13 protein-coding genes are annotated in these 13,620 nt (G+C 69.2%); 6 read left to right on the top strand and 7 right to left on the bottom strand.

Annotated features, from left to right (window positions below; translation table 11 throughout):
- Positions 1-174 precede the first annotated feature (174 nt).
- Entirely contained in the window at positions 175-1,554 is a 1,380-nt protein-coding gene (locus tag AC1D12_RS02380; protein ID WP_477824776.1) for a GH1 family beta-glucosidase, read from the bottom strand.
- 192 nt (positions 1,555-1,746) lie between these two features.
- Between AC1D12_RS02380 and AC1D12_RS02375 the strand changes: the two genes are divergently transcribed.
- The 3 genes from AC1D12_RS02375 (at position 1,747) to AC1D12_RS02365 (ending at position 4,926) form a co-directional block, all read left to right on the top strand.
- Positions 1,747-2,754, top strand: coding sequence for a LacI family DNA-binding transcriptional regulator (locus tag AC1D12_RS02375; protein ID WP_477824775.1), 1,008 nt, complete (start codon positions 1,747-1,749; stop codon positions 2,752-2,754).
- Positions 2,755-2,961: 207 nt separating this feature from the next.
- On the top strand, positions 2,962-3,999 hold the full coding sequence (locus AC1D12_RS02370) for a glycosyl hydrolase (protein ID WP_477824774.1): 1,038 nt from the start codon (positions 2,962-2,964) through the stop codon (positions 3,997-3,999).
- Between the two features lie 21 nt (positions 4,000-4,020).
- Positions 4,021-4,926: a LysR family transcriptional regulator gene (locus tag AC1D12_RS02365; RefSeq protein WP_047501383.1), complete on the top strand. Its 906-nt coding sequence runs from the start codon at positions 4,021-4,023 to the stop codon at positions 4,924-4,926.
- Between the two features lie 4 nt (positions 4,927-4,930).
- On the opposite strand, the gene AC1D12_RS02360 is transcribed toward AC1D12_RS02365, so the two are convergent.
- Positions 4,931-5,326: a hypothetical protein gene (locus tag AC1D12_RS02360; RefSeq protein WP_477824773.1), complete on the bottom strand. Its 396-nt coding sequence runs from the start codon at positions 5,324-5,326 to the stop codon at positions 4,931-4,933.
- Positions 5,327-5,514: 188 nt separating this feature from the next.
- Here AC1D12_RS02360 and leuS point away from each other — a divergent pair, with 188 nt between their 5' ends.
- The 3 genes from leuS (at position 5,515) to holA (ending at position 9,846) form a co-directional block, all read left to right on the top strand.
- Complete coding sequence (leuS, locus tag AC1D12_RS02355; protein WP_477838673.1) at positions 5,515-8,133, top strand: leucine--tRNA ligase; 2,619 nt, start codon at positions 5,515-5,517, stop codon at positions 8,131-8,133.
- Between the two features lie 79 nt (positions 8,134-8,212).
- Positions 8,213-8,704, top strand: a complete 492-nt coding sequence (locus AC1D12_RS02350; RefSeq protein ID WP_477824772.1) for an LPS-assembly lipoprotein LptE — start codon at positions 8,213-8,215, stop codon at positions 8,702-8,704.
- 29 nt (positions 8,705-8,733) lie between these two features.
- Complete coding sequence (gene holA / locus AC1D12_RS02345) at positions 8,734-9,846, top strand: DNA polymerase III subunit delta (RefSeq protein WP_477824771.1); 1,113 nt, start codon at positions 8,734-8,736, stop codon at positions 9,844-9,846.
- A gap of 1 nt (position 9,847) precedes the next feature.
- Here the strand turns inward: holA and AC1D12_RS02340 are convergent, their stop codons facing one another.
- From AC1D12_RS02340 to AC1D12_RS02320, 5 genes are read right to left on the bottom strand one after another with little or no spacing between them, the layout of a single operon-like run.
- Positions 9,848-10,741, bottom strand: a complete 894-nt coding sequence (locus AC1D12_RS02340; protein ID WP_477838671.1) for a 2-hydroxyacid dehydrogenase — start codon at positions 10,739-10,741, stop codon at positions 9,848-9,850.
- Positions 10,738-11,220 (bottom strand): CinA family protein, encoded by a 483-nt coding sequence (locus AC1D12_RS02335; RefSeq protein ID WP_477824769.1) that lies wholly within the window; start codon positions 11,218-11,220, stop codon positions 10,738-10,740. The genes AC1D12_RS02340 and AC1D12_RS02335 overlap by 4 nt, the downstream gene beginning before the upstream one ends.
- Positions 11,217-11,783, bottom strand: coding sequence for a phosphatidylglycerophosphatase A family protein (locus AC1D12_RS02330; RefSeq protein WP_465111354.1), 567 nt, complete (start codon positions 11,781-11,783; stop codon positions 11,217-11,219). The genes AC1D12_RS02335 and AC1D12_RS02330 overlap by 4 nt, the downstream gene beginning before the upstream one ends.
- Positions 11,780-12,745, bottom strand: a complete 966-nt coding sequence (gene thiL, locus AC1D12_RS02325) for a thiamine-phosphate kinase (protein ID WP_477824768.1) — start codon at positions 12,743-12,745, stop codon at positions 11,780-11,782. Before thiL ends, AC1D12_RS02330 begins: the two co-directional genes overlap by 4 nt.
- A gap of 4 nt (positions 12,746-12,749) precedes the next feature.
- Entirely contained in the window at positions 12,750-13,601 is an 852-nt protein-coding gene (locus AC1D12_RS02320; protein ID WP_477838669.1) for an SPFH domain-containing protein, read from the bottom strand.
- Positions 13,602-13,620 lie beyond the last annotated feature (19 nt).

The following is a 13,620-nucleotide window of genomic DNA, read 5'->3' as shown; positions in this document are numbered from 1 at the left end:
CCAGTGGATCACCTCGGCCTTCACCTGGGCCTGGGCCGGGGTGACAACGCCGAGTGCGCCGAAGCCCACGACCATGCCGGCGAGAACTGCCTTCAATTGAAACGCCATGTCTGTCTCCTGTGGTGAAACTCGAGCACTCCGGCTCATTGGGGGGTGAAGCTGTCTAGCGGGGGATCAGGTCCTGGAGGGTCGCGCCTTCATGAAGGCTTGCACGACGCGGCCACTGTCCTTCCAGGTGCGCGCCTGGGTGTCGTAGTCGACATGGACGATGCCGAAGCGGCGTTCATACCCATACGCCCACTCGAAATTGTCCAGCAGCGACCAGATGAAATACCCGCGGATATCCACGCCGTGGCGCATCGCGTCGTCCACCGCCAGCAGGTGGCGGCTGATGAAACTGATGCGCGACGGGTCGGTGACGCGGCCGTCGACGACCTTGTCGTCCGAGGCCATGCCATTCTCGGTGATGTAGATCGGCGGCAGGTTCCGGTAATTCGCGTGGAATCCCTTCAGCAAGCGCGCCAGGCCCTGCGGATAAACCTCCCAGCCCATTTGCGTGCGCTCGACGCCGGGCATGTCGGTTTCGATGAAACCATGCCGCCCGTCGCTCTTCACCTGGGTGCGGAAGTAATAGTTGATGCCGAGGAAATCGAGCGGCGCGGCGATCGTCTGCAGGTCGCCATCGAGCACCAGCGGCTCGGCGCCGGGCCACAGCCGCCACAGGTCGGCGGGGTAGCTGCCCTTGAGCAGCGGGTCGAGGATCCAGTCGTTGTGCTGCACCTCGAACAGGTAGGCGGCATCCTGGTCCCTCGGCGACGGCGTCTCGGCCACCGCGGCGCCGACGTTGGCGACGATGCCGACCTTCGCGCCCGGGTCGTTGCGGCGCAGGATCGCCACCGCGGTGCCGTGTGCGAGCAGCAGGTGGTGCATCGCCTGCGTCGCGTAGCGCAGGTTCTGGCGGCCCGGCGCATGGCGGCCGACGGCGTAGCCCAGGAAGGCCGAGCACCACGGCTCGTTCAGCGTGGCCCAGGCCGTCACCAGCCCCTTGAACTCGCGGCTCACCAGCTCGGCGTACTCGGCGAAGTGGTAGACCACCTCGCGGTTGGTCCAGCCGCCGCGGTCCTCGATCCACTGCGGCAGGTCCCAGTGGTACAGCGTCACGTAGGCCTGGATGCCCTTGGCCTTCAGTGCCTCCAGCAGGCGCTTGTAGAACGCCAGGCCCTTCGGGTTCGGCTGGTTCTTCGCGTCCATCACGCGCGGCCAGGCGATCGACAGGCGATACGCCTGCACGCCCAGTTCCTCGATGATTTCCAGGTCCTGCGGCCAGCGGTGGTAATGGTCGCAGGCAAACTCGCCGGTGTCCCCGTTCAATACCATGCCAGGGGTATTGGAATAGGTATCCCAGATCGACGGGATGCGCCCATCTTCATGAATGGCGCCTTCGATCTGATAAGACGCCGTGGCGGTACCAAACAGAAAGTCGGGCGACCAGAGCCTCGAATCCTTGGGAATCTCCAACTGCTCTGCACTGTACTTCGCCGAATTCGTACTCACTCCACACCTTTCTCGACCCACTGCTTGACTTGACGGAACGTCCAGGCACTACAATGCCACCTCAATTGGAACCGGTTCCAAAGAGCGGAACGCATTTCAGCACCTCTGCGGTCATTCAACATTGGGGAAAACCCGGCCTCTGGCCACTCCCTATGATTCCCGGTTCGGTATGGGTTCTCTCACGGGCGACGAATGGCAACCATCAAGGACGTGGCGCGGCTGGCGGGGGTGGGGGTGGGCACCGCATCGCGCGTGATCTCCGGCCGGGGCTCGGCCTCGCCGGCGGCGGTGGAGCGGGTGCAGGGCGCGGTGCGCCAGCTCGGCTTCCGGCCGTCGAGCCTCGCGCGGGCGCTGTCGTCGCGCACGCTCGGCATGATCGGCGTCTTCGTGCCCGATTTCAGCGGTCCGTTCTTCGGCCGCATCCTGCAGACCATGGATGCCGAACTGCGCGAGTTCGATCGCCACATGGTGGCCGCCAACGGCTGCGGGCACGGCGATCGGCGCCAGCAGGCGCTGGACGGCACCGCGTTCCTGATCCAGCGCGAATGCGACGGCCTGATGCTGCAGAGCAATGAGCTGCTCGACGAGGATCTGCTCGCGCTGCACCGCCTGCAGCCGCGCCTCGCGGTGCTGAACCGCCTGGTGCCGACGCTCGAGGCGCAGTGCTTCTCGGCCGACCACCATGTCGGCGGGCGGCTCGCGGCGCAGGCGCTGCTGAGCCGCGGGCATCGGCAGATCGCGGTGATCTCGGGGCCGAACTCCGCGCCCGACAACGAGGCGCGCCTGGCCGGCTTCTATGAGGAGCTCGCCGCGCATGGCATCGCGCGCGAGACGGTGCCGCAGGTCGAAGGCGATTTCAGTTCCGAGAGCGGCTGGCGTGCGGCTTCGCAGTTGCTGGAGCGGCGCGTGCCGTTCACCGGCCTGTTCGGTGCGAACGACGTGATGGCGATCGCGGCGATCTCGCGCCTGCAGCACGCGGGGCTGCGCGTGCCCGAGCAGGTGTCGGTGGTCGGCTATGACGATTCCGAGCCGGCCTCGTACAGCAACCCGCGGCTCACCTGCGTGCGCATTCCGATCCAGGACGTGGTGTCGAACGCGTCGCGCTATCTGTTGAACGAGTGCTATGGCAGCACGCTGCCCGTGACCCACATCTTCGAGCCGACTTTCGTGTGGCGGGACTCGGTGGCGAAAGTTCCCTGAAATACACCACCCTCGGAAGAGGGATGCACATTGCGTCGGGGCGGCAGGAGGCGTCCGACAAAGTTTGGCCCTCGCATCGACGGTTTGCGTCAGATGCAAGTGATAGACGGTTCCACTTTGGGGTCCGGCGGCAGTGGCATGCGAACTGCAACCCGCATTCCCCATGGGCGACTGCCTGCCTGCACCGTTGAAAAGCGAAAGCTCCCGATGAACGATCCCCATGACCTCGACAGCCGGCTGCGCCGGCGCCTGCTCGGCGTGACGCTCGCGTCCGCGGCCACGGCCGCACTGGCCGCTTGCGGCGGCGGCAGCGATTCGTCGCCGTCCCCGGCGCCCGTGGGTGGCACGCCGCCKTCGCCGGCACCCGCACCGTCGCCATCACCTGCTCCCGCACCGGCACCGGCCCCATCGCCTGCTCCTGCGCCTGCACCCTCGCCGGCGCCTTCCCCTGCGCCGGCGCCGGCGCCTGCTCCCGCACCGGCCGCGAAGAGCTTCAAGCGCGGCATCGCCTACGACGTGGCGACGGCCGGCGACCTGAACGCGCTCGTGCCGGGCGTGTCCTGGTGGTACAACTGGTCGCCGCGACCGAAGCTGACACCGCCCACCGGGACCGACTTCGTGCCGATGGTGTGGAACTTCGCGTTCAACGACGCCGAGATCGAGGCGTTGCTGAAGGCCAACCCGCAGTACAAGTACCTGCTGGTGATCAACGAGCCGAACCTGTACGGCCAGGCGACGACGACGCCGGCCGATGCGGCGGCGGCCTGGCCGCGCCTCGAGGCGCTGGCGACCAAGACCGGGGTGAAGATCGTCGGCCCGCAGATCACCTGGGGCACCCTGAATGGCTTCACGGATCCCGTGGTCTGGATGGATGCCTTCTACACCGCCTACCGCAACGCCAACGGCGGGCGCGATCCGCGCATCGACATGCTCTCGTTCCACTGGTACGACTACGGCCTGGACGCGCAGCTCGACCGCCTGAAGAAATACGGCAAGACGTTCTGGGTCACCGAATTTGCGAATTGGCACCAGGGTGACGGCGACGCGCAGATCGACAGTGTTGTCAAGCAGAAGAAGCAGATGAAGGACATGGTCGCGATGCTCGAGGCCCGTGCCGACGTCTACCGCTACGCCTGGTTCACCGGCCGCTGGGACAACGACACCCACTTCAGCAGCCTGCTCGTCGACAAGCAGGACGGCCAGCTGACCGAGCTGGGCCAGTACTACCTGTCATTGCCGTTCTGATCCCCGGAGCCTTGCCGTCCCATGCGTGACCCCGTCACCTTCGACCAGCTGAAGATCTTCATCGCCTGCGTCGAACGAGGTAGTTTTTCCGGTGCGGCGCGCAAGCTGCACCGCACCCAGTCGGTGGTGAGCCAGGCGATCGCGCAGCTGGAGCGCCAGATCGGCGTGACGCTGTTCGACCGCAGCGGCCGCCTGCCGACGCTGACCGACGAAGGCCGCGCGCTGCTGGCCGACGCGCGCATCGTCGCGCGCGGCGTCGACGGCTTCAAGGCGCGCGCCAAGAGCCTCTCCGACGGGCTCGAGCCGGAGCTGTCGGTCGCGATGGATGCGCTGTTCCCGATGGAATGGCTGACGCAGGCGGTCGATGCGTTCCGCCACGAATTCCCCGGCACGCCGCTGCGGCTGCATGTGGATGCGATGGGTGCGATCCTGCAGCCGGTGCTCGACGGGCAGTGCCGCATCGCGGTGATCGGCAGCCTCCCCGACGTGCCCGACACGCTGGAATCGCAACCGCTGCTCGACGTGGCGGCCGTCACGGTGGTGGCGCCGACCCACCCGCTGGCGTCGCACGACGGGCCGATCCCGCGTGCGGTGATCGAGCAGCACGTGCAACTGGTGCTGACCGACCGTTCGCGCATGACCGACGGGCGTGACTACGGCGTCGTCTCGCCGATCACCTGGCGGCTGGCGGACCTGAGCACCAAGCATGCGTTCCTGCGCGCCGGCTTCGGCTGGGGGCACATGCCGCGCCCGCAGGTCGAGGCCGACCTGGCCCAGGGCAGCCTGGTGACGCTGGAGGTGGAGGGCCTGCCGTTCACGCCGCCGTCGTTCGCGATGCGCTCGGTGCACCGCAAGGATGCGCCGCCGGGGCCGGCGGCGCGCTGGTTCCTCGACTGGCTGAAGCAGGCCGAGGCGGACCGGGCCTGACGAGTCAACTCAGCTGCAGGATGCGCGTCATCGTGAACGCCGTCTTCAGCTGCTTCAATGCGCTGGTGTAGGCGGGGCTGCCCGGCGGGCCGGCGGATGCTTCGGCTTGCTCGAATGCTTTCTTGAAGGAGAGCTGAAGCGACCCGGGCTCGAGCGGCAGGTTGGAGAGCACTTCCTCCCGCAATGCCTGCCAGTCCGGCCCCTTTCCCTCGGCGGCCGCAGCGAGCCGCATCATGAGTCCGGTCTGGGTGCCGAAGTCGACCAGGCCCCCGGTGGCCGTCTGGGCGCCCCGCCGCAGCGTCTCGAACCTCGGCGACGACCTGGAAGCGCCCGTGGTKCCCGTCGTGGCGGGGTCCGGCGGGGTGACGCTCGAAGGGTGGATTCCGATCTTGAGACTCATGGCGGTGACTCTGTGAGGCTGTGACGAAGAGGCTTGGGGCTGCGGCAGGTTCCGACTGAGTGGGCCGCGAGGCTGGATTGATTCCAAGACGGACGTACCGGCCGCGTCGAAGACAAGGCGGCGGGATAACGAGGCCGGTTCCTATAATCGCCCCTCGCCCCCCGAGCCACCCCACGGCGCCGTAACCGATGACTCCCGACTTCAAGCCCACCGAGATCGAACGCGCCGCCCAGGCCGCGTGGACCGCTGCCGATGCCTACCGCGTGACGGAAGACGCCAGCAAGCAGAAGTTCTACGCCTGCTCGATGCTGCCGTACCCGAGCGGCAAGCTGCACATGGGCCATGTGCGCAACTACACGATCAACGACATGTTGACGCGCCAGCTGCGCATGAAGGGCATGAACGTCCTGATGCCGATGGGCTGGGATGCCTTCGGCCTGCCGGCCGAGAACGCGGCGATCAAGAACAAGGTGCCGCCGGCGAAGTGGACCTACGACAACATCGCCTACATGAAGCGGCAGATGYAGGCGATGGGCCTGGCCATCGATTGGAGCCGCGAGATCGCGACCTGCTCGCCGGCCTACTACCGCTGGAACCAGTGGCTGTTCCTGAAGATGCTGAAGGCCGGCATCGCCGAGCGCCGCACCCAGGTCGTCAACTGGGACCCGATCGACCAGACCGTGCTCGCCAACGAGCAGGTGATCGACGGCAAGGGCTGGCGCTCGGGCGCGGTGATCGAGAAGCGCGAGATCCCCGGCTACTACCTGAACATCACGAAATACGCCGGCGAGCTGCTCGACTACGTGCAGGAGCAACTGCCCGGCTGGCCCGAGCGCGTCAAGCTGATGCAGGAGAACTGGATCGGCCGCAGCGAGGGCGTGCGCTTCGCCTTCCCGCACCGCATCGCCGGCGCTGACGGCCAGCCGATCGGCGGCGGCCGGCTGTACGTGTTCACGACGCGTGCCGACACCATCATGGGCGTGACGTTCTGCGCGGTCGCGCCCGAGCACCCGCTGGCCGCCCACGCCGCGGCCACGAACCCCGCGGTCGCCGCCTTCATCGAGGAGACCAAGGCCGGCGGCACCACCGAGGCCGAGCTGGCCACGCAAGAGAAGAAGGGCGTGCCCACCGGCCTGGTCGTGCAGCACCCGATCTCCGGCGAGGACGTGCCGGTGTGGGTCGGCAACTACGTGCTGATGAGCTACGGCGACGGTGCCGTGATGGGCGTGCCGGCGCACGACGAGCGCGACTTCGCGTTCGCGAAGAAATACGACCTGGGCATCCTGCAGGTCATCACGATCGACGGCGAGCACTTCAGCTACGACCACTGGCAGGAGTGGTACGGCGACAAGCAGCGCGGCATCACGATCAATTCCGACAACTTCAGCGGGCTCGACCACGCGAAGGCGGTCGATGCGGTGGCCGCGGCGCTGGCCCACAAGGGCCTGGGCGAGAAGAAGACGACCTGGCGCCTGCGCGACTGGGGCGTCASYCGCCAGCGYTACTGGGGCACGCCGATCCCGATCATCCAYTGCGACGAGCATGGCGCGGTGCCGGTGCCCGAGAAGGACCTGCCGGTCGTGCTGCCCGAAGACGTGGTGCCCGACGGCAGCGGCAACCCGCTGAACAAGCGCGCCGACTTCCTGAACGTCGCATGCCCGGTGTGCGGCAAGCCCGCACGCCGCGAGACCGACACGATGGACACCTTCGTCGACAGCTCGTGGTACTTCATGYGGTATTGCGATGCGACGAACGACAAGGCGATGGTCGGTGCCGGCACGCAGTACTGGATGCCGATGGACCAGTACATCGGCGGCATCGAGCACGCGATCCTGCACCTGCTGTACGCGCGCTTCTGGACCAAGGTGATGCGCGACCTGCACCTGGTGAAGGTCGACGAGCCGTTCACGAAGCTGCTGACGCAGGGCATGGTGCTGAACGAGGCCTTCTCGCTGACGCACGAGGGTGCCGGCAAGGACTACTTCTGGGCGCATGACCTCGAGATCGTGCGCGACGACCACGCCCACGTGCTGTCGGCGGTGCACAAGGAGAGCGGCAAGCCGGTGGTGTACGAGGGCTGGACGACGATGTCCAAGTCGAAGAACAACGGTGTCGATCCGCAGGACCTGATCGAGAAGTTCGGTGCCGACACCGCGCGGCTGTTCGTGATGTTCGCGTCGCCGCCGGAGCAGACGCTGGAATGGAACGACCAGGGCGTCGAAGGCGCGAACCGCTTCCTGCGCCGCGTGTGGGGCTTCGCCGCGAAGTACGCCGACGTGATCATCGGCGGCGGCGAGATCTCGGGCGCCATCCCGAAGGAGGCGCAGGCGCTGCGCCGCGAGGTGCACACGCAGTTGCGCCAGATCAGCTACGACTACGAGCGCATGCAGTACAACACCGTCGCCTCCGGCGCGATGAAGCTGCTGAAGGCGCTCGAAGGCTTCACCGGGAATGCGCCGGCGGTCGTGCGCGAGAGCTTCGGCATCCTGCTGCGCGCGCTCTACCCCGCCTGCCCGCACATCACCTGGACCTTGTGGACCGACCTCGGCTACGCCAAGGGCCTGGGCGACCTGCTCGACGCGCCGTGGCCGGAGGTGGACGAGGCCGCGCTGAAGCAGGACGAGATCGAGCTGGTGCTGCAGGTCAACGGCAAGACGCGCGGCGCGATCACGGTGGCAGCCACCGCCGACAAGGCCGCGATCGAGGCGGCGGCGGTCGCGAGCCCGGACTTCGTCAAGTTCTCGGAGGGCAAGCCGCCGAAGAAGGTGATCGTGGTGCCGGGCCGCCTCGTCAACGTGGTGGTCTAGGAAGATGGCCCCCCAGTCGCGTCGCTCCTGCCCCCGAGGGGCGCCGTTCGCCTTGGGGCGGCCCGGCGGCGAACCGCTTATGCAACGCCGCACGGTCCTGCTGTCGTCCTTCGCCGCGGTGCTGGCCGGCTGCGGCTTCGAGCTGCGCCGCGCGCCGGAGCTGCACTTCAAGGCCATCCAGCTGAGCGGCTTCAAGCCGCAGTCGCCGCTGGCCGGCGACCTGCGGCGCGCGCTGCAGTCGGTCAACGCGACCCGCATCGTCGAGGCCGCGTCGCTGGCCGAGGTGGTGCTCGAGTCGCTGAACGACGTGCGCGAGAAGGGCGTCGTCTCGTCCGGCACCGCCGGCCAGGTGCTCGAAGTGCAGCTGCGCTCGCGCTTCAGCTTCCGGCTGCGCACGCCGATGGGCAAGGAGCTGATCCCTGCCAGCGAGATCCTGCTGACGCGCGACATGACCTACAACGAGAGCATCGCGCTCGCGAAGGAGCACGAAGAGACGCTGCTCTACCGCGCGATGGAAACCGACATCGCCTCGCAGGTGCTGCGCCGGCTGGCGTCGGTGCAATCTCTTTGAACATCGACCTTTGAATCACGACTCCGCCCATGCAGCTGCGTGCTGACCAACTCCCTCAACACCTGCGCCAGGGCCTGAAGCGCCTCTACACGATCCACGGGGACGAGCCGCTGCTCGCGCAAGAGGCGGCTGACCAGATCCGCGCCGCCGCACGCGCGGCCGGCCACACCGAGCGCCAGGTGCACACCGTCAGCGGTGCGCACTTCGACTGGAGCAGCCTGCTCGGGGCGTCGCAGGCGCTGAGCCTGTTCGCCGACAAGCAGCTGATCGACATCCGCATCCCGTCCGGCAAGCCCGGCAAGGACGGCTCGCAGGCGCTGCAGCGCTACTGCGAGACGCTGTCGGACGACGTGGTCACGCTGGTGCAGCTGCCCAAGCTCGACCGCACGCAGCAGGCCAGCGCCTGGTTCGTCGCGCTCGATGCCGCCGGCGTCACGCTGCGCGTCGACCCGATCGAGCGGCGGGCGCTGCCGGCCTGGATCGCGCAGCGGCTCGCCGGCCAGGGCCAGAAGGTGCAGGACGGCGAGGCCGGGCAGCACACGCTCGCGTTCTTCGCCGACCGGGTCGAGGGCAACCTGATGGCGGCGCACCAGGAGGTGCAGAAGCTCGGGCTGCTGTACCCGCAGGGGGAGCTGAGCTTCGAGCAGATCGAGTCGGCGGTGTTGAACGTGGCGCGCTACGACGTGTTCAAGCTCGGCGAGGCGGTGCTGGCCGGGCAGGTCGGGCGCGCGCTGCGCATGCTCGACGGGCTGGAGGCCGAGGGCGAGGCGGCGGTGCTGGTGCACTGGACGCTGGCCAACGACATCCTCGCGCTGCGCCGCGTGAAGGATGCGATGAATGCCGGCAAGCCGCTGGCGCTCGCGCTGCGCGACGCGCGCGTCTGGGGCGCGAAGGAGCGGCTGTTCGAGCGCGCAGCGCCGCTGCTGGGCGACGACGGCCTGTCGCAGCTGGTCGAGGCGGCACAGGTCTGCGATGGCCTGGTCAAGGGGCTCAAGCACCCCGACTGGCCGTTCGAGCCGTGGCAGGGGCTGCGCCGGCTGGTGCTGATGGTGATGCAGCAGGTCACGCAGCAGGCGGCGCCGGCCCCGGGGACGGTGCGCGGCGGGCCGGCGACGAAGGTGTCGCTGGTGCTGCGCGCATGAGTCAGTAGCCGCGCTGTCGATCAACGAGGTGCTGCAGCGGCTGACCCGCGCGCAGTGCACGGATGTTGGCCGCAACCACCTGCGCCGCGCTGCGCGGATCGGTCTGCGCGGCCACGTGCGGCAGCACGGTCACCAACGGGTGCCGCCAGAACGGATGCTCCGCCGGCAGCGGCTCGGTCGCGAACACGTCGAGCACGGCATGCGACAGCTGCCCGTTGTCGAGCGCCGCCAGCAGGTCGGTCTCGACCACCTGCGCCCCGCGCGCCAGGTTCACGAAGCTCGCGCCGCGGCGCATCTGCGCGAATCGCGCGCGGTCGAAGAAGCCGGTCGTCGCCGGTGTCAGCGGCAGCAGGCTGATCACGATGTCGGCGTCGCCCAGCACGCCATCGATCGCCCCGTGGCGCGTGCTCCAGCCGCTGACGRCAAAGCCCTGCTGCGCGAGCCGCGCCGCCACCGCCTGGCCCATCTGCCCGAGGCCCAGCACCGCGACCCGCGTCTCGTCCGCACGGCGCTGGCCGTGCTGGCGCCACACGCCGGCGCGCTGCTGCGCCGCGTAGCCGAAGAAGCCGCGCTGCAGCGCGAGCGCCGCCCACTGCGCGGTCTCGGCCATCGCGGCGTTCATCGCCGGGTCGACCATGCGGGCGAGCGGCACGCCGGCCGGCAGCGTCGGGTCGCGCAGCAGCTTGTCGACGCCCGCCCACAGCGATTGCACGAGCTTCAGGTGCGGCAACCCTTGCAGCGACCCGGCCGGCGGGTTCGCGACGATCGCGATGTCGATGTCGTCGCGGCGATCGACCGCCAGGGTCAAGGTCTCGCCGGGCAGTGCCGCCTGCAGCGCCGGCAGCCACGCGGCCCACTCCACCGCGTCGAAATCCGCCGCCAGCAGGATGCTCACGACGCGGCCTGCAGCAGGCGCATCAGCGCCTGCGACACCGTCTGCCCGCGCACTGCGGCACGGTCGCCGGCGAACAGCAGGCGCTCGGCCTGCGTCGCGCCGTCGCGCTGCGCCCAGGCCAGCCACACCGTGCCGACCGGTTTGCCCGGCACCGCGCCGCCGGGGCCGGCGATGCCGGTCACCGCGACCGCGAAGCGCGCCGGCGAGTGCACCAGTGCACCCTCGGCCATCGCCCGCGCGACTTCCTCGCTGACGGCGCCGTGCTGCGCGATCGACGCCGCCGGCACGCCCAGCATCTGCGTCTTGGCCTCGTTGCTGTAGGTCACGAAGCCGCGCTCGAACCAGTCGCTCGACCCGGCCACCGAGGTGCAGGCCGCGGCGATCAGGCCGCCGGTGCAGGATTCGGCCGTCGCGATCGAGCCGCCGCGCTGCCGCAGCACGCGGGCCAGCGCCAGCACCGCCGGTTCGAACTCGTTCACAGGAACCTCCACAGCGCGATCACCAGCAGCGCGCACAGCGCGGCCACGGCGTCGTCGAACAGGATGCCGAAGCCCTGCGCCCAGCCGATCGCCTGGCCGCGGCGCAGCTTGAAGCGGGCATCGGCCCAGGCCACCGGGCCGGGCTTCACCGCATCGAAGAAGCGGAACAGCCCGAAGGCCACCGCCTGGGCCAGCAGCCCGGCCGGCGTCACGAGCCACAGCACGGCCCAGAACGCGAGCACCTCGTCCCAGACGATGCTGCCCGGGTCGGCGACGCCCAGGTTGCGCGCGGTCACCGTGCAGGCCCACCAGCCGACCAGCGTGCCGATGGCCAGCACCAGCAGCCATTGCAGGTCGCCGAGGTGCGGCTGCATGATGACGAACGCGAGCCAAGCCCACAGCGTGCCGACCGTGCCGGGCGCGACCGGCGACAGCCCGCTGCCGAAACCGAGCGCGATGACGTGGGCCGGGTGGCGGAACATGAAGCCGAGCGTCGCGCGCTGCGGGGCAGGGCGCGGCGGCGGCAGCGGTTGCAGGGGCGGCGGTGTCGGCTCGGTGCTCATGACTTGAAATGGTCGAAGGCCGCGAAACGCTGGTCGACCGCCGCGCCGTCGCCGTCCACCAGGCGCAGGCCATGCGACACCGGCTCGATGCGGCCGATGCGCGTCACCGCCACACCGGCGCCGCGTGCCGCCGCCAGCACGGCCGCCGCCTGCGCAGGCGGCGCGGTGAAGACCAGCTCGTAGTCGTCGCCGCCGGCCAGCGTGCAGTTGCGCTGCAGCGCCAGCGGCTGCGCGGCCAGCACCGTGCTGCGCGGCAGCGCATCGACCTGCAGCGTCGCGCCGGCATTCGATCGCTTCAGGATGTGGGCGAGATCGCCGAGCAAGCCGTCGGAGACATCGATCGCGCTCGTCGCGATGCCGCGCAGCGCGCTGCCGAGCGCGACGCGCGGCGTCGGCAGCTCCATCGCGGCGCGCACCTGCGCGAAGGCATCGCCCGCCAGTGCGAGGCTGCCGCGGAACACCTCCAGCGCCAGCCGCGCATCGCCCAGCGTGCCGCTGACCCAGATCTCGTCGCCGTCGCGCGCGCCCGAGCGCAGCAGCGCCTGCCCGGGCGGCACCTCGCCGAACACCGTGATGCACAGGTTCAGCGGGCCTTGCGTCGTGTCGCCGCCGACCAGCTCGCAGCCGTGTTCATCGGCCAGGGCCAGCAGCCCGCGCGAGAAGCCGTCGAGGAACGCTTCGTCGACGCGCGGCAGCGCCAGCGCCAGCGTGAACGCGAGCGGCTGCGCGCCGCAGGCCGCCAGGTCGCTCAGGTTGACGGCCAGCGCCTTGTGGCCGAGCCGCTCGGGGGCCACCGTCGACAGGAAATGCCGCCCCTCCACCAGCATGTCGCTGGAGGTCGCGAGCTGCATGCCCGGCGTGATGTTCAGCAGCGCGCAGTCGTCGCCGACGCCGAGCGCCGCGCGCCGCGCCGGGCGCGTGAACCAGCGCGCGATCAGGTCGAATTCGCCGAGTCCGGACATCAGGCTACTTGCCAATGTTGATCAGCGGTGCCGTCTGCATGTTTGCCGGGATCACGACCGTCGTCGTGCCGCCCTTCTCGRCGAACTTCTGCAGCGCGAGGTTCGACTCGTGCTGCAGGTACTCGCGCGTCAGGCTCTGGTTGATGATCTGGTTGGCGCGTGCGATGCCCTCGGCCTTCTTGACCTCGACCTCCGCCTCGGCCTCGGCGATCGCGATGCGCTGCTTCGTCGTCTCGAGCTGCTTCTGCGCCGCGACCGAATCCTGGATCGCCTTCTCGATCGCCGGGTCGGTGGTGAGCGAACGGATCWCGACGCGCGTGACCTGGAACACGCCCTTGTCGTTCGCGTCGAGCTCGGCCTGCAGCGACTTGCGCACCGCCAGCGCCAGTTCCTCGCGCTGCGTGTGCATCACCAGGCTGTCGATGTGCGAGGCCTGCTGGTAGATCGCGTTGCGCGACACGCGCTGCAGCAGCGCGTACGCCGGCAGGTAGACGCGGCTGCCCTCGTCGCGGGTGTGCTGGCCGGCGTACTTCACGTACAGGTCGGCGATCGAGCCGGGCACGACACGGTAGTACACGGTCACGTCCAGGTCGCGCAGCGTCAGGTTGTCGCGCGCCTTCGGCGTCAGGTCGTTCAAGTCGAGACCGATCTCCTTGGCCGAGAACTCCTGCACCCGGCTGATGCCCGGCAGGCCCAGGTAGATGCCGGGCTCGACTTCCTCGGCACTGACCTTGCCGAGCGTCGTGCGGATGCCGACATTGCCCGATTCCACCGTGCCGCAGCTGCTGAAGCCCGCCACCACCAGCAGCACGACCACCACCGCCGCGACCGCGCGGACCAGTCCCTGGATGCTCATCGTCGAATCCCTCCTGCCG

This window comes from Rhizobacter sp. P1_G5, from assembly GCF_056405435.1.
The sequence above is the reverse complement of the archived record's forward strand: the minus strand, read 5'-3'. Positions and strand labels throughout refer to the sequence as shown.